The following is a 16,783-nucleotide window of genomic DNA, read 5'->3' as shown; positions in this document are numbered from 1 at the left end:
CCGCAAATGCGCTGGTCAGGCCCGATCTAGCGGAACGAAATCCGGTGCCGGCAGGCGTCCCATCAGCCGTGAGATTGGTGTGAAGATGCTGTCTATTTACTGTGTAGTCAAAATCTGAGTCAGTGGGGCGGCCAGTTGGGCGACGGCCTGACCCCGGCTCCCTTTTGCCGGTGGGTCACCGACAGCCAGGCCGAGGGCGAGTAGTGCGTCGTGATTTCCTCGAAGCCGTCGACCCGGGACACCGAAAGCACACCGGTCTCTTGATTGATTTCGAGCTCGTCGCCTGCGCTCGCCTGGACCTCCTCGCCACTGCTGAGGCGAATGCTGAACACGTCGTTCCTCCAATCAGCGAATCCGGGCGGACGGGCCAGTGCCACTAGGACGAGTCTCGCGGCCCACGCCGTTCGGTGCGCGACCACGACGTAAACGGTGGGAAAACGTTCCAGGTGGCGAGCCTCACACCGGATCGGCAGCGCCTGACCTTCCGCGCCGGCGGCGACCCCGACCTAGCTGCGCGAACGGAACGGCTGGAGCGACGAATCGGCGCGTTCCGGCGGGTAGCCTCGGGCGGGGCCGGGCTTTAACTCCGAGGGAGTTTTAGCCGAAGGCGCCCCGCGGGGGGCAACTCGATGGGATCGGTTGCGCACAGCTACATAGGTTAGGCTACATTTACTAACCGTGACCGAGGTCAGCGTCGAGACAAGTTCCGCCGGTTCTGCGTCGCCATCGATCCCGCTTCCCGCCCATATCGACCCGGCGGACCTGGCGGCCGAGTTGGCCGTGGTGCTCTCCGAACGCGTCGGGGAAGAGTATCTGCTCTACGAGCGCAGCGGGGAATGGGTGCTGGCCACCGGTGTGCACGCCATGATCGAGTTGGACAGCGACGAGCTGCGGGTGATCCGCGATGGGGTCACGCAGCGCCAGCAGTGGTCGGGGCGACCCGGGCCGGCGCTGGGCGAGGCCATCGACCGGCTGCTGCTGGAAACAGACCAACTCTTCGGCTGGATCGCCTTCGAATTCGGGGTCTATCGCTACGGGCTGCAACAGCGCCTGGCGCCGGAAACCCCGCTGGCGCGGGTGTTTTGGCCGCGGGGCCGCATCGTGGTGTCCCGGGAGGCGATTCGTCTGTTCGACGCGTCGGCCGACCACCGCGACGTAGTGCTGGCTGTGCTCGGCGACGGCGTCTCCGGGCTGCGCGAGGCCTCCGCGATCGACGTCATCGCCGACACCTCCGACTACCGCAATCGTGTCGCGTCGGCCGTGGCGGAGATCGCGGCGGGCCGCTACCACAAGGTGATCCTTTCCCGTTCTCTCGAAGTGCCTTTCGCGCTCGATTTCCCGTCCACCTACCGGCTGGCGCGCCGGCACAACACCCCGGTGCGATCGTTTCTGTTGTCGCTGGGTGGGATTCGTGCCGTGGGCTACAGCCCCGAACTGGTCGCGGCGGTCCGTCGCGACGGTGTCGTGGTGACCGAGCCGCTGGCGGGCACCCGGGCGCTCGGTCGTGGCGAGGCGCGTGACCGTGAGGCGCGAGATGACCTGGAGTCGAACTCCAAAGAGATTGTCGAGCACGCGATTTCGGTGCGCAGCTCGCTGCAGGAGATGACCGAGATCGCCGAGCCCGGCACTGCGGTCGTCACCGATTTCATGACGGTGCGCGAGCGGGGGAGTGTCCAGCACCTCGGGTCCACGGTCAGCGGGCGCCTGGGCACGTCGAACGACCGGATGGACGCGCTCGAAGCGTTGTTCCCTGCGGTCACCGCCTCGGGCATCCCGAAAGCGGGCGGTGTCGAAGCGATCATGCGCCTCGACGAAGGACCCCGTGGCCTCTATTCGGGTGCGGTCGTGATGATTTCGGCTGACGGCGGGCTGGACGCGGCGCTGACGCTGCGCGCGGCCTACGAACGTGACGGCAGGACCTGGTTGCGGGCCGGTGCCGGCATCATCGAAGAGTCCACGCCCGAACGCGAATTCGAAGAGACGTGCGAGAAGCTGTCCACGCTCGCGCCCTATCTGATTGCGCGCGCCTAGGCGAGGAATTCGACGAGTCCAAGCGCCTCCGAAGGTGAGGCGCGAAGGGCCGAGAAGATCACCGCCAGCAAAGTCCTTCAAACAGAAGGAACACTGACACTGATTAACGTGATATGCAGCGCAAGCGGCGGCTATGGCCGCGCGACGGGTGAATTCTCAACGGCCGGTAAAGGGTTGACAGCGAATATCCGTCATTCTCAAGTTTTTTCGCGGTGTTGCGTTTAGCATCTGTCCCAACTTCAACGGGATGGAGTATTCGTGGCTGGTCTCAAGTCGAAAGTCGTTCTTGCCGTCATGCTGGCGCTCACTTTTCCCACGGCAGCGGCCTGCACGGGCACTTTTACGTGCCCAACCTGCACTGTCGTCCCTGTTTAGCGCTCCACCGTTAGGTCGCGCGCTCACGGCATGAGGCGGCCGAGGACAATCCCGAAAGCCACCGCCGCTCAGGCCGAAGAGCTCGACTCGGCGAGATAGTCCGCCAGAATGCGGCTCACGAGCGACTCGATATTGGATTCGATCGAGGACGCGAGCGTCGCGGTGACCGTGGCCACGGCTTGAGTCCGAAAGCGCACGAGCATGGTGATCAGCTCGGCGATCTCGGCGTCGGCCGGGAGCGGCTCGCCGGGCCTGATGCGGTCCAGCACGTGTTCGGCGCCGGCGCGCACGAGCATGTCGCTGATCTTGTCGATCTCGGGCACGATCTGCTCGTGCAGGTCGATGAGCTTGTCGAATTCGACACCGTAGCCGCGGATTTCATTGAACGCCTCGATCAGTTTCGGGCGGGTGATCGTCGCGTTGGACCCGTCAATCCGAATCACTTGAAGCGCGACGAGCCGCTCGAAGGCTTGCGGGTCGTCGACGAGTCGCTGGGCGTCGGCGAGCGGCATGGTTTCCGGCTTCTCGGTCGTCCACGGGCCCGCGATGGCGGTTTCGAGGCCCAGCACGTCACCGAGGTTCTTGCCTTCCTCCCACGCGCTGAGCATTTCTCGTACGTGCGCGATGGTGTAGCCGCGGTCGAGCATCGAGGTGATGAGCCGCAACCGGGTCAGGTGGGTGTCGTTGAACAGCGCGATGCGCCCGACGCGCAGCGGGGGCGGCAACAGCCCGCGGTCGCGGTAGACGCGGATGTTGCGGGTGGTGGTGCCGGCCAGCCGGGCCAGGTCGTCGATGCGGTACTCCCCGGAGTTCGCGGCGCCGTGCGGGTGTCGGACCGCCGCGTCGAACAGCTGGGACACCGCCGTTTCGATGAGTTGTCGATATTCCCGCGATTGGCGCCGCACGCGTTTGGGGGCGCGGCGCACGTTGTGCAGCACGCTGGCGATGGTGCCGGGTTCGGGCCGCGACGCACGCTCGGTTGCCATGTCAGGGCGCGATCTCAGGCGGATCGGCTGGCGCGCGCCCGGGCGTGCGCCACCGCCTGATAGTCCTCATACCGAAAATCCCTCATCTGGCGAAGATACTGCGTGGCGAATCCGGGATACATCGACCCGTTGAATCCGTCCTTGGTGAGGTACCAACTGCGGCATCCCGACATCCAGGTCGTCCTGGTCAGCCGGCGCTGGAGATCCTCGTTGTGGCGCCGCTGGACCTGTTCGCGGACATCGAGATAGCGCAGGTCCTCGTCGAGGATGGTGGTGATGCCGCGTACCACGTAGTCCAGCTGGCCCTCGATGTAGACCAGCAGCGAGTTGTGCCCCGGCCCGGAGTTGGGGCCGGTCATGACGAACAGGTTCGGATACCCGTGCACGTTGATGCTCTTGTAAGCCTGTGCGCCGTCGGCCCATTCGGCGGCCAGCGAGCGCCCACCGAGTCCGGTCACGGCGAAAGGCGGACCGGTCAGATGCACGTCGTAGCCGGTGGCGAACACGATGCAATCGAGGCGGTGCTCGATGCCATCACTGGTGCGGATGCCCGCCGGGCTCAACGTGGCGATCGGCCAGTCGATGAGCTTGCAGTTGTCCCGTTGCAGCGCCGGGTAGTAGTCGCTGGAGACCAGCATGCGCTTGCACCCCGGCCTGAAGTCGGGCGTCAGCTGGCGCCGCAGCCACGGATCCTTCACCTGAGCGCGCAGGTGGGCCCGCCCCAGCCGGGCGACCAACGACGTCAGCGGCGTGTCCCACACCAGCGCCGTGGCGCTGGCTTCATGCCCCCAGTACAGCGTCTGGCGCGCAAGCTGTTGGGTGGCAGGGACTTTGGCGAACAAGGCTTGCACGGCAGGTGGGGTGGCGACGTCCAAGCGCGGCAGTACCCAGCATGGGGTGCGCTGGAAAACCTTGACGAATTCGGCGCGTTTGACCAGCTCGGGGATGATCTGGATAGCGCTGGCACCGGTCCCGATGACCGCGACGCGCTTGCCCGCGAAGTCGTAATCGTGATCCCAACGGGCGCTGTGGATCTTGTGCCCCTGGTAGCTGTCGAGGCCGCGGATGTCGGGGAAGCTGACGTCGGACAGGGGACCGGAAGCCAGCACGACGGTGCGGGCGCGAAATTTCTTGCGGTTCTTGGTGGTGGCGGTCCAGACGCCGGCGTCCTCGTCGAAGGACAAGCCCTTGACCTCGTGGCCGAACCTGATGCGGTTGCGGATGTCGAAGCGGTCCGCCATGTCCTCGAGGTGGCGATAGATTTCCGGGGCGGGGGAGTAGGTTCGCGACCAGGTCGGATTTTTGACGAATGAGTAGGAGTACAGCAGCGACGGGACGTCGCAGCTGGCACCCGGATATGTTGTGTCGCGCCAGGTTCCGCCGACGCGGTCCGCGCGCTCGAGTATCACGATGTCATCGACTCCGGCTTCGGCCAACCGGATTGCCGCGCCCAGTCCGGTGAAGCCGGCTCCGATGATGAGCGCCGCATGGGCGCCGTTGTTGTTCGCCATGCTCATGCCGCCGGCTCGTGGGTGAGTTCTCTGACCCACGTCGGTACCGACGGTAGCAGCGGCCGCGGATACCGGTCGGAAAGCCATACCATCGAATTCGCCAGCAGGTGGTACGGGTGGCGTGGATTCGTGACCACTCCGGCGTAGCGCCTTAGGAACCGGTAAGTCGGTACCCGGCTGGTGCGATCGCCGCGGTCGCCAAGCTCTCTAAAGCGTTTCACGGCCCGGTAAAGCCGCTCGGGCTCCATACCCATGGCGATGATCTCGTTGCGGATCCTGTTGATCAGCGGTGCACCCATGATCGCACCGATGATGAGACCCGGAGTGGCATTGTGACCGACGAAGTCGATCAGCAACCGCCGGATCTTCGCGTGCCCGATCATGTCGAGAACTTCGAAATCGACGACCAGGTGGCGCGATTCGTCGTTGTTGATCTTCTCGAAGACCTGGTGACAAACGGGATCGTGCACCTCGTCGAGGAGGAATTTCAACAGGGCGCCGTCCAGCGCGACTTCGAGCATCGGGATGACGGTGCCGAGCAGAGACAGCGGCATGTCGTCGGCCCAGCGGTCCAGCCAGTCGATGGCCAGTCGGATGTTCACGTTCGGCTCGGGAATCTCACCGTCGGTGAGCATGCCCCAGCGCTTCATCAGCGCCAGTTCGGCGTTGGCGTGGCGCTGCTCCTCGGCGTGGAAGTAGCGGTAGATCTCGGCGATGGTCGGTGTGGGGGCCTTCTTCGCCAGTGCCGCAAAGCCTCTGGCGCCGATGTTCTCGATCCAGCACAGGTCGGCCATGAACGCCTTGAGCTGGGGCCGCTGTTCGTCACTGATCATGTCGGCGCCGGGGGCGTCCCAGTCGATATCGGCGAGTGCCCACTGCCGGTCTTTGATCTTGGCGAGCATGACTTCCATGTCGATGGCCATCGGGAACTCCTTTGCGTCGACGTGTTCAGGGCAGGTTGATGCGGGAGAGCAAGCCGGCCGTGCGCGTATAGGCCTGCGGGGCCAGGCGTTTGATGTTCCAGCCGACCTTGGCGTCGAACTGCGGCATGCAGTAGAGCTCGCCGCGGTCGTGTGCGTCCAGGCAGGTTCGCGCGACCTTCTCCGCGGACAATCCGGTCCAGCGCATCAATTTGGTGGCGAGTTCGCTGGATTGTTCGCTGATGCGGCCGGACTCGAGAATGTTGGTCTTTACGAAGGTCGGGCACAGCACGGTGACCCGCACCGGGGTTCCGGCGAGTTCGGCGGCCAGGGTTTCCGAGAGTGAAAGGACGCCGGCCTTACTGACGTTATAGGCGGCCATACCCGGGGCGGCGCCGAACGCCGCCGCGGAGGCCACGTTGATGATGCCCCGCGGCGCACGCGACTCGGCGTCGCGCAGGATCGGGGTGAACACATGGCAGCCGTGAATGGGGCCCCAGAGGTTGATCCCCAACGTCCACGCCCAATCGTCGAGCGGCGCATCGCCGATCGCGGCGCCGCCGGCACCGACACCGGCGTTGTTGATCACCAACGTGGGTGCCGCCGGGAACCACGCCTGCGATTGCTCGGCCAACGCCTGCACCTCGTCGAATCGCGATACGTCGCAACGGATCGCGATCGCCTTGCCGCCCTGCTCGGTGATCGCGTCGGCGGTCTTTTGCGCCGCGGTTTGGTCGATATCACTGCACACGACCGCGCCGCCGCGACGGCCGAGTTCGACGGCGAAGGCGGCGCCGATGCCGCTTCCGGCACCGGTCACCACCGCCGAAGCGCCGCGGCTGATTTTGGGCTTATTGAGTCCGAACATCGTCAGCGGGCCCCTTCGGTGACGGCGCGCGCATCCTGCAGGGCGTGCGCGATGAAGCGCGCGACATAGGCCATCGCCTTGGCGGCTTCGGGTGTCATGCGTGGCAGCGCCTGAAAGACGTGCACCTGATGGGGCCAGATCTGCAGTTCGCATCTGCCACCGGCAGTTCGGATGTCGGCGGCGAGCTGGCGCGCGTCTTCTTGCAGCATCTCGGCGCCGCCGGCCTGGATCAGCGTGGGTGGAAGCGCGGGGCCGCCCGCGACGTCGAGTGTCAGCCGTTGATGGGTCAGCTCGACGCCGCTGTGGTAGAGGCCGACCAACCGCACCGCGTTCGCGGCGCTGGTGGCGGGATCGGGGCGAATCCGCTCACGAGCGAGCGCCAATTCGAACGAGAGGTCGTACAGCGGCGAGAACAGCACCATGGCGGCGGGGTGCTCGACCCCGGGTTGTAGCAGCAGATCGACGGACAGGTGACCGCCCGCCGAATCTCCGGCGATCACAATGTGTTTGGGCAGTAGGCCGCACGTGTCGACCAGCCAGTCCCAGCCCGCGCGGACATCGTCGGCCGCGGTGGGGAAGCGATGCTTTGGGGCGAGTCGGTAGTCGATGCAGAACACCGGAAGGCCGGTCAAGGACGAAAGCCAGGATGTCAACCGGCGGTGCGTCTTTGGCGAACACACGGCGTACCCGCTGCCGTGCACGTAGTAGATGGCTCCCGCGGTTGTCGATGAGCGCTCAGCTTCGCTGGTGGGGGTGCGCGGCCCGTAGACCCATTCCCCTTTGACGCGGCGGCCGTCGGGCAGCCTGGTGTCGACCGGTTCGACGCGCGTGCCCGCGAGCGAGGGTCCAAAGGTGCCCATGATCCTGGCGATGATCTGACGCGAGAGCCATAGCCCCCATGCCCGCTCGGGCGGGATCACGCTGGTGATCGGCCGCAAGGTGTAGGCACTTACCGCTGCCGCCCCGCGGGATCGCAGCGACCCGCGAGCCGGAACACCGTCCGTCATACAACGCAGTCAATACCAAATGGTGACATTCGTCAATGGCAGATTCGCGGTGGGGTGTCGAGCCGGTCGCCTACGAAAGTGTAGGTTCTCATCCAACATGGCGGAATTCTCATCTTTGTGACGTCAAAATGGCGGATCCGCCACAAAGATGAGAATGTGCATAGCCGTCCTAAGCGTTGACCGTCGCTTTGGCTTTGCGCTTACGTGCGTGGGCTGTTCTATTGGACTCGCGAACTTCGTTCTGTATCAGCGACATTGGTGGTCGGCGATCGTGGATCGCGTTCGTAGTGTCTGGGGATATCAAGCACACTGTCGCGATGGGCGACGGGTTGCGGTCCTAGACGGGGGCCCATCGCATTGACGGTAGTGCGGGCTCGCCGCATCGCTCGTTTCAGGACAGGACGTGTGGTGCAGTGGATTCGCCACAATATGCCCGCGTAGTCGACGACGTGGCGGGCTTCTTTGGTGAGCCGTTGGGCGGTGTGTGCTGGACTTTTTTGGGGGGCTCACCAGCGGCCGAGATCGGACACGAAGTCAGCGATCAGTGTGGGGTCGCCGCCGGCGGCGAGATGTTCGATCGGTGTGTGATCGCCGAAATCTGGCTGCGGTGTCTTCATGAAAGCCTCCATAGAGGCGGGAGTGGTGTCGCGTGGTATCGCCGACACGATCACGTTGAGACCAGGAAGGAGCTTGGAGCCTAAGAACTGCCAGCGAGGGATGCGGGGGCTTCCGTTAATGCGGAAGGCCCACAATCTTTTTCTGGCGATGCGCCGAGATACACCGGACGGGTCGATGTCCAGCAGTGTGGCGGCTTCCTTGATGCTCATCGACCCAGACAGGGTGTCAGCGAGCGCCCTTACGGCCGAGCGCGCCTGGGCCTGGCGTAGCTGTTCGCCGGACCAGTTGTCGATGACCGCCGCGACGCCAGTGTCATCGTGAGCGTGAAAAAATTGCACTTCGCCCATTGAGAGAGGCGCTGCACCGGCAGGGGAAATTGTCGCGAAGATCGAGTCCATCTGGTCTAAGACCTCTTCGCTGGTTATATCCAGCTGATGCTTCCTTAGAAGCGCATCCAGTCCGGGACAATCTGGTCCACCCATAACGCACATTCTAGAACGCCGGTGCGCCTACGTGCGCTGGTTGAATTGCGAGCATGCCACCGGCCGGTCATATGGCATGACCCTGGAATAGGACTTCCGGTGGCCACCCCGGATCTCGGTGATTTCATGGAAGATGACATTCTCTCGGAAGGCGGTCGCGTTATTCATAGAATGAGGCTCCTGGCTCGAAACCGACTGCGGTTGTTGATAGTTGATGTATCGAGAAGTGTAGATCACACGTGATCGGTCGCGAATCGCGATGGCCATCTTTCGTCGTTTGGCGTGCGAGTGACAGGTGATCAGAGCAAACTGGTTTCATGGCGACGTTGGGTGGGTGCCATACAATCTGACTTGGGGTCCCCCTCGTACGCGTCCGCCGCGCTGAGCTGGGGGCGAGAAGGCCTTGTAAATCGGCTTTAAATCCTCGATGATTGCCGCAGAACGCCGGTAGTGGCGCCAGTTGTACTTGGTGGTGCGTTGTGGTGTTCGGAGTTTTACGGTGTCGCTCGAGCCTGCTGTTGACCTGAGTACCGCGACCATTGCGTATCGGCCTGCGGTGGGCGAAGAGCGGTCGGTATCTGCGGAGAAGGTGTCACCGGCTGCGCTGTTTGACGCGGCGCCGTGGCGGACTTTCCGTTGGTATTTCGGGCAGCGCCATTACTCGGGAACGTATTGGTCTGCCACGCAGAATGACCACGTCATCTACGAGTCGCGGCTCGAGTTGGCGAATTTGCTGTTGGCCGACTTTGACCCTGGGGTCCTTCGCATTGTCGCCCAACCATTCGTGTTGCGTGTCGAAGTGGATGGGCAGGTGCGCAAACACATTCCGGATTATCTGCTGGACAGCGCCGGCGAACCGGTGGTGGTCGATGTCGTCCGCGGTGGGCGGATGACTGAATCGAAGGTTGTGCAGTTGTGCGCTTGGACCCGCGAAGTCGTCGAATCGTTGGGTTGGTCGTATCTGGTGGTGAATGAACCACCCCGAATCCTTTTAGCGAACGTGCGCTTCCTTGCCGGTTATCGGCGCGAGTGGCTGATCAACCAACCTATCTTGGCTGAGATCCGTTGTTGTCCTGGGCACTTCGTCGGCATGTCGATTGCGGACGCCGAACAAGAGGTTCGGGGATACCCGCAGCAGCTGGTCCGCCCGGCGTTGATGCATCTGTTGTGGCGCCATGAGTACCGCGCGGATCTCGGCGTACCACTTCGTCCATCAACAGTATTCGAGGAGTCACTATGAGACATGCGGGTGTACGGATAGGCGTAGGAACGCGATTCACTTACGACGGAGAAATCGTCGAGGTCGTCGAAATCCACCCTGTCGCCGGAGTGCTAGAAGTTATTGCTCGAGAGTTGCGGTCTCAGTCAGTCCGCCGGTTCGCGCTCGATGAACTGATGTTTTCTGATCGCTCGCGTCTACTCAGCGAAGACCTCGTCGTCGAGGTCCTCGAGGCCGGCGGTGATATCGCGTCGGTGAAGTGGTCGGCTGTGCCCGAGTCGGCGCGTAGCCAAGTGCGTGAGCGCGCCGCTCACGTACGTGAGGCGCTCACAGGCTATCGATCTGGTTGTGCGCTAACGGCTTTACCGGGTGAGCCGCGACGCCGCTACCGAGTGGAGCTGTCCAAACAAGAACGCATGGCGGCCAAGGCAAAAGAGCTCGGCATCGGAATGAGAACTGTTGAACGCTGGGTCAGTCGATACGAGGCCGAGGGCGAAGTCGGATTGCTTTCGGCTAAAGCGACGCAACCTGCGTTGGGCAGCAAAGCCTTCGAATTATTCGAACATGCTGCACTCGACGTCATGCGTGAGCACACCGATATGTCCAGGCCGACGGGGGGCTACGTGATTGCCCACGCGGCGGCACGGCTGGCCGCTACCTATGGCGCCGGGGTGGTGCGGCTACCGTCACAAGCGACGGCGTATCGCATCCTCGACAAGCTCGACCGGCTGTATCCATTTTTCTCCAACAGCACGAAACGCAACCGCGACATCGCGGCGCGTCCCGTGTTGCCTTACGGCAAGATGCATCCCGCGCGTCCAGGTGAGTATTTGTTGATGGACACGACCCCTTTGGATGTGTTCGCGATGGATCCGCACACGCTGCGTTGGGTCGCCGTGGATCTCACCGTGGGGATGGATTGGTATTCGCGGTGCATCACCGGGTTGCGGCTGACCCCGGTATCGACCAAAGCGATCGATGCCGCATCGGTGCTCTACCAGTGTTTTCGCCCAATGCCAGCGGGCCGCGACTGGCCCTCTAAGGCAGTGTGGCCACCGCACGGGGTGCCACGATCGGTCTTGGTCGAACAGCAGGTGGTAGATCCCCAGAGTGTGTTCGCGGCGACGCCGGCGATCGTTCCGGAGACCGTGGTGGTCGATCACGGGAAGATCTATGTCGGTGAGCATCTGACCAGTGCGTGCCGGCAGATGGGGATTTCGATTCAACCCGCTCGGCTGCGTGTCCCGTACGACAAGGGCCCGGTGGAACGGTTTTTCCGGACGGTCCGTGAGGGGTTTCTGCAGGAGCTTCCCGGTTACAAAGGCCCGGACCTGTATTCGCGCGGTATAGCGCCCGAACAGGACGCCGTCTTCTTCATCGACGAAATCGAAGCGATGCTACGCGAGTGGGTGGCCGCCGTATATCACCTACGCGACCATGACGGGGTCGGCGAGCCGGGCTTGTGGGCGCTCGGCATGTCCCCGTCGCAGATGTTCGAGCACGGCATCGCCCGCGCCGGCTACATCGAAGCACCTCGCGACCCGTGCCTGGCTTACCAGTTCCTGCGGGTCGAGTGGCGCACCATTCAGCATTATGGCTTTGAGATTGATCACCGCTTCTACCGTGGTCCTGGACTCATCGGATATAAGGCTCGCGAGAAAAGTCCATATAAGGGTCGCAAAGGGCATTGGCCCGTCCACGTCGATCCCGACGACGTGCGACAGGTGTACTTCTTCGACATCAAGAACACGCGTGAGTGGCACGCATTGCGATGGAGCGAGGCCGACGCCTGCGACGGCCCGATGAACGAGGACGGGCTCAAGTACGCGCGCAAACTTGCCGCCGCCAAATATCGTCACTTCGACGACAAGCTAGCTCTGGCCGAACTGTTGGAGCGCCGCAAGCTCAGCCAGGGTCACACCGTGGCCGAGCTGCGCGCAGCGCTGCGGCTCTCACGGCAAGAATCCACCTTAGGAATTGACGTTCACACGGCAGTCAGCGTTCCTGAATCACCCTCTGCGGGAAGGGTTCTCAACCGTCCAGAATCTCTTCAAGATGGTGATGAAACCACTTTCGTCGACGAACTCGACGAGGACGTCATCGTCGACGACGGCCATATCTATGACGAGGTCTTGGAGGACGTATGAGCACCGCACCCGCCGCGCCTCCCCGTGGCTCCTCGAACCTCGACAACCTCACGTTGTCCCGCAAGGAGGGATGGCGCGCCTATGTTGAGGCGCCGAAGCGGATCCGGCCAGAGACGTTGTCACGAGGTCAGATTCGGCGGCTCAGCGAACCAGCAGCCGATATCTACAACCAGCGGCGCGCCGACTGGCACAACAACATCGGACCCTTACGAACGCCGCAGTTGGCGGCCCTGCACGAGGACCTCTGGGTCATCACGGATAGCAGCACTCAGGATGGCAACCACGCCAAAGGCGCTGTCGCGCTCGATGGCTACCCGGGCCTGGGTAAGACGTGGGCGGTCGAGCCCTTCGCCAAAGAATTTCACCGTCGGGAAGTACGGCGCCACGGCGAATTCACTCGGGCGGGCGACGAACGATGGCCGGTCTGCCGTATCGGGATGCGCGGCAATACCAGCATGAAGGACTTCAACGCCGCCTTGTGTGACTTCTACGCGCACCCGGGTAGTCGCCGCGGCACAGCCGAAGAACTAGGCCGACGGGCGTTGGACTGTGTGCTCAGTTGCGAGACAAGACTACTCATCATCGACGACCTCCATTTTCTGCACTGGCAGCGAAGCGGGGGAGTGGAGATCAGCAATCACTTCAAGTACATCGCCAACGAGTTTCCGTTGACGCTGCTGTCGATCGGCATCGGTTTGGGCAACCGCGGGCTGTTGATGGAAGACCTGTGCTGCAACCTCAACAGCGCTGGCTATAAAGACATAGTCTTGGAACAGACCACCCGCCGCACGACCATACTCAAAATGCTTCCCTACCAGGTCGATACCGAACGTGGACGCCGGCAGTGGCGCACACTGTTGACGACCATCGAGGAGCGCCTTGTTCTGGGATCCAAACGCCCTGGCATGCTCGCCGAGGACCTGTCGGACTACTTGTTCAGGCGAAGCACCGGACACATCGGGTCGTTGATGGAATTGATCCGACGCGGATGTGTCAAGGCGATCCGCAACGGCGCAGAAACATTGAATCAGAACGTATTCGATTCAATCAGGATCGATAGCGCGGCGGAAAAGGCACGCCAGGAACTGGCGGTGGCATTTCGCACCCGCCGTGCATACCAAACGGTCACCATAGCGGATGCACTGTGACAGCCCGCACCTTCCCCATTCGGGTCGCTCCCATCGACGGTGAGGCGATCGATTCGTGGCTCGAAGCCCTCGCCCGTCGAATGGCAACACCCGTGGGCGAGGTGCTGGCGGCACTGAACCTCCCGGTGACTCGACGACCCAGCTGGCGGGTGCGACCATCCCCGGCGCAGCTCGACACCATCGCCACCGCGACCGGTCTACATCCCGATGCAGTCCTGGCGATGACCCTGAGCCGCTACGACGGCACCGGGCTCGAGATCGACCGCACTAGTGACCGCATCGCGGCATCGTTTCCCTTCGGATATCGGCCGTGGTCACGATACTGCCCACACTGCCTAGCCCACACAGACGGACGCTGGCAGCTGCACTGGCGGCTGGGCTGGTCGTTCGCCTGCGTACGCCACCATTGCCTGCTCGCCGACGAATGCCCCCGGTGCGGCAAGCATCCACGCCCGACATTTATGCCCGGTTATTCGGTACCCTCGGCGAGTCTGTGTGCGTGCGGTTGCAACCTCGCCGACGCGGCGACTCTAACCCTGCGGCCACGCCATCCGATCAGCGAAGCCCAACAGCAGATCCTCGACGTGATCGCCGACGACCGCGCCGATTTCGGCATCTACTCGACCCACACGGGCTCGAGGCAGGCTCGGTCAGCGCTCAACGACGTCAAAGTTCTGGCTAACCGAGCTCTCAATTACGCCTCCCTGCACGGCCTTACCGCGGTAAAGTCGGCAGACCTGCCAGCAGATAGCCACCAAGAGTGCGTAGCCGCGACGGAGCGGCCCCCACGCAGGGCGACACTTCACGCGAGAGCTCCGCAGCGAGCGATCGACACCGCGGTCGGAGTGACAGCAGCACTTGACATCCTGCGGGCGCCGACTCTGAATGCGGCTGCTGACCGCGCGCGTTGGCTAATCAAAGGACAGAACAGGGAAACGGGCCCTGCCGAGCTGCATTCCTGCTCACGTGAAGGAACCGTCTCTGCAGCGATCATCATCAGGGCCAGCGCCGCCTGGATGGGACCGATTAACCAATTGCGTTATCGCACTGTGCTACCCGCCCCACGCCCGCCGGACCGCAGCCAACTCCGTCTGCAGCGCCTGGCCGCCAGCGTGCCGGCCGTGTTCTGGCCGGCATGGTCGGCACGTTTCATCGTCGAAGGGACCAGAGCCATCAACCTGCGCCCGGTGCTGTCGGCGGCAACGTTGCTTGTGGGAACTAGTGCGCACCTCACTGAAGTCATGAACCAACTCGGGGCTATCAGTGCTCAAGCCGTGAAGTGCTACCTGTTCGCGCTGTCTCATTCACCGGCCTGGCCAACCATCAGCACAGCGATAGTGCGGCTCAACGACTTTCTCGCCGAACAACCCGCGCCTATCAATTACACACGGCGACGCCAACTCGACTACTCCGCACTGCTACCGCTGGACCGCTGGCAGCAGATATGTCGGACCGCCGGTGACCTCCCTGGCGCGGGCCGCAAAGCGATCGCCGCCCGGTACTACCTGGCCGAGAAGATCAGCGGATCCCCGACACGTACCACCGCGATCAATCATCAAAGGGCGCATTCTCAGAGTCTGTGGAACCAAGTGCGAGATTTCACCCGCGTAATGACTGCTCAACTCCGCGAACATCTCGACGACGAAGCACGACAATTCTTGCAGCGCAACGCAATCCACGAGCCGCTGACCTGGCAACCTCCACTTGATGTGGTCTCTGACCTCGCTCTTCCCGCCCCAGACCCTGCGGCGATCGACCGACAAGAACTACGCCGGCTGGCGGTAGATGGTTCCTATACCGTGGGACAACTCGCGGCACACTTCGGGATCGATTCGCTCACCGTTCGCTACCTTTTCGACGAAGAACCCATCGATCTCAACCACTATCCTCTGCAAAGCAGACCGGGCAAGGCGGTGTTCGCTTCTCGGTTGCGCGCTGAACTTGGCGAGCAGACACTGCGCGACTTGTACGTCGACGGGCGGCTGAGCCTGCGGCAGATCGCCGGACGCTACGGCATCAACGTCCATCGAATCCAAGACTTAGTGGCGCAGTACGGCATCCCAATGCGCCGCCGTGTAAATTCGCCGTCCAGGGCATGGCTAGCCGAGCAGCGATTCGACAAACGTAGAACTATCGCCGACATCGCCAACGAGGTCGGCGTTCATCCGGCCACACTGAGCCTGTGGCTGTCGCAGGTAGGGCTCAAGAAACCCGCGACTACCTATCATCAGAGTCGGCTGCCGCCAATGGACACCCAGGCGGCCATCGAACTTCTCAAGCCTGCTCTCACAAACAAATATGGACCGCCCTGGCTGCAGATGCTCACCAAAGCCGTGGAATTCCCAAGCATCCCAACAGCAGAGCGCGACCTCGGTTTGGGAACAGGAACTCTACGGCGACGGCTGGGCAAGCTCGAGACGGCGCTAGGCGCACCGGTAATCACGCGCAACGCGGCGGGACTTGCGATGGCTCCCACACCCTTCGGCATCGACGTAGTGCGGGCCGTACAGGCACTCCATGGCACCGTTACCATTAGCGGCACCAACCCGCCCGGAGTGGCTCCGCGGCTGACAGTCCACGTGGCGCCGTTGCCCGGCGAAGCGCTCGATTCTTGGCTGGAAACCACCGCCCACCGATGCCGAACGTCGCTGGCTGACCTGCTGGGCGCGGTCGGGCTCACGCAGGGAAGTAAAGGCCCACGCTGGATCGTGGTCATGACCCCAGACGAACTGCGCTCAGTGTCAAAAGCCACCGGCATTACCCAACGACAACTTCGGACGATGACGCTGCAACGCTACGACGGCGTGGCCATAGACATCGACCATGGTCGCCGTGTGGTCGCACGGACCAGATACTGGGGATTTGGGGCGGGGTCGCGCTACTGCCCGGCGTGCCTGGCACAAACACAAGGTCGCTGGAAAATCGAATGGCGGCTCGTGTGGTCCTTCGCGTGCCGGCGCCATCAATGTCTGCTTGCCGACACCTGCCCCAGCTGCGGCAACTATCCCCGCGTCGGTGCCCGTAAGCCTGACGCGGTGCCTCAGCCTGGCAGGTGCGCAAGCCCACCACGAGGCAATCACAGGGGCGGTAAGCGTCGTTGCCTCGCCGATCTGACCGACACAAAAGTCCTCAAGGTGCCGTCCGGACATCCGGTCCTCGAAGCCCAACGCCACATCGACCATCTTCTAGCGGGCGCGAATGCAGCACGGCCGTCCACGGAGTGGACACCCTCGTTGACACTGGACGACATCGCGACACACGCACGCCAGGCCATTAAGGACCCGATGCTGCTGAGCGATGTTGTCCCGCCAGACCTGTTAGCCGCGGCAATCCCGCACCAGGGCACAGATCTGCACACCACCTCCAGGTCGCAATTATCAAGACTGTTCAAACCCTCCGCCTATGACGTCGCCGCCGGCACCCTCCTCGCGCTTGCCGTACTCAATCCGGGGCGACGATGATGCGCGTCGG

Annotated in this window: 12 protein-coding genes; 5 read left to right on the top strand and 7 right to left on the bottom strand. The window is 63.1% G+C overall.

What is annotated here, in order from left to right; all coding sequences use genetic code 11:
• Positions 1 to 119 precede the first annotated feature (119 nt).
• Positions 120 to 332 (bottom strand): hypothetical protein, encoded by a 213-nt coding sequence (locus tag QGN30_RS19600; RefSeq protein WP_009956568.1) that lies wholly within the window; start codon positions 330 to 332, stop codon positions 120 to 122.
• Positions 333 to 678: 346 nt separating this feature from the next.
• Here QGN30_RS19600 and QGN30_RS19595 point away from each other — a divergent pair, with 346 nt between their 5' ends.
• Positions 679 to 2,031, top strand: a complete 1,353-nt coding sequence (locus QGN30_RS19595; RefSeq protein WP_009956566.1) for a salicylate synthase — start codon at positions 679 to 681, stop codon at positions 2,029 to 2,031.
• Between the two features lie 443 nt (positions 2,032 to 2,474).
• Here QGN30_RS19595 and QGN30_RS19590 read toward each other — a convergent pair whose 3' ends face one another.
• The 6 genes from QGN30_RS19590 to QGN30_RS19565 all read right to left on the bottom strand — a co-directional run bounded on the left by QGN30_RS19590 (position 2,475) and on the right by QGN30_RS19565 (position 8,798).
• Positions 2,475 to 3,392 carry a MerR family transcriptional regulator gene (locus QGN30_RS19590; RefSeq protein WP_009956565.1) on the bottom strand — a complete coding sequence of 306 codons (918 nt, stop codon included), beginning with the start codon at positions 3,390 to 3,392 and terminating at the stop codon, positions 2,475 to 2,477.
• A gap of 14 nt (positions 3,393 to 3,406) precedes the next feature.
• Complete coding sequence (locus QGN30_RS19585; RefSeq protein ID WP_009956564.1) at positions 3,407 to 4,909, bottom strand: flavin-containing monooxygenase; 1,503 nt, start codon at positions 4,907 to 4,909, stop codon at positions 3,407 to 3,409.
• The gene (locus QGN30_RS19580) at positions 4,906 to 5,826 is read right to left on the bottom strand and encodes a hypothetical protein (protein WP_009956563.1); all 921 of its coding nucleotides are present in this window, start codon (positions 5,824 to 5,826) and stop codon (positions 4,906 to 4,908) included. The genes QGN30_RS19585 and QGN30_RS19580 overlap by 4 nt, the downstream gene beginning before the upstream one ends.
• Before the next feature lie 25 nt (positions 5,827 to 5,851).
• On the bottom strand, positions 5,852 to 6,691 hold the full coding sequence (locus QGN30_RS19575) for an SDR family NAD(P)-dependent oxidoreductase (RefSeq protein WP_009956562.1): 840 nt from the start codon (positions 6,689 to 6,691) through the stop codon (positions 5,852 to 5,854).
• A 2-nt stretch (positions 6,692 to 6,693) separates the two neighbouring features.
• Positions 6,694 to 7,698: an alpha/beta hydrolase gene (locus tag QGN30_RS19570; RefSeq protein ID WP_080587993.1), complete on the bottom strand. Its 1,005-nt coding sequence runs from the start codon at positions 7,696 to 7,698 to the stop codon at positions 6,694 to 6,696.
• A gap of 506 nt (positions 7,699 to 8,204) precedes the next feature.
• Positions 8,205 to 8,798, bottom strand: coding sequence for a helix-turn-helix domain-containing protein (locus QGN30_RS19565; protein WP_042792355.1), 594 nt, complete (start codon positions 8,796 to 8,798; stop codon positions 8,205 to 8,207).
• Positions 8,799 to 9,297: 499 nt separating this feature from the next.
• Here QGN30_RS19565 and QGN30_RS19560 point away from each other — a divergent pair, with 499 nt between their 5' ends.
• The 4 genes from QGN30_RS19560 to QGN30_RS19545 are packed head-to-tail and all read left to right on the top strand — an operon-like array spanning position 9,298 to position 16,773.
• Positions 9,298 to 10,038: a TnsA-like heteromeric transposase endonuclease subunit gene (locus tag QGN30_RS19560; protein ID WP_225331798.1), complete on the top strand. Its 741-nt coding sequence runs from the start codon at positions 9,298 to 9,300 to the stop codon at positions 10,036 to 10,038.
• Complete coding sequence (locus QGN30_RS19555; protein ID WP_042909669.1) at positions 10,035 to 12,164, top strand: Mu transposase C-terminal domain-containing protein; 2,130 nt, start codon at positions 10,035 to 10,037, stop codon at positions 12,162 to 12,164. The genes QGN30_RS19560 and QGN30_RS19555 overlap by 4 nt, the downstream gene beginning before the upstream one ends.
• A complete protein-coding gene (locus QGN30_RS19550; protein ID WP_248923584.1) occupies positions 12,161 to 13,312 on the top strand; it encodes an AAA family ATPase in 1,152 nt (383 codons plus the stop codon). The genes QGN30_RS19555 and QGN30_RS19550 overlap by 4 nt, the downstream gene beginning before the upstream one ends.
• Positions 13,309 to 16,773, top strand: coding sequence for a TniQ family protein (locus QGN30_RS19545; RefSeq protein WP_082278475.1), 3,465 nt, complete (start codon positions 13,309 to 13,311; stop codon positions 16,771 to 16,773). Before QGN30_RS19550 ends, QGN30_RS19545 begins: the two co-directional genes overlap by 4 nt.
• Positions 16,774 to 16,783 lie beyond the last annotated feature (10 nt).

The organism is Mycobacterium sp. 3-98 (assembly GCF_035918355.1).
GTDB lineage: Bacteria > Actinomycetota > Actinomycetes > Mycobacteriales > Mycobacteriaceae > Mycobacterium > Mycobacterium intracellulare.
The sequence above is the reverse complement of the archived record's forward strand: the minus strand, read 5'-3'. Positions and strand labels throughout refer to the sequence as shown.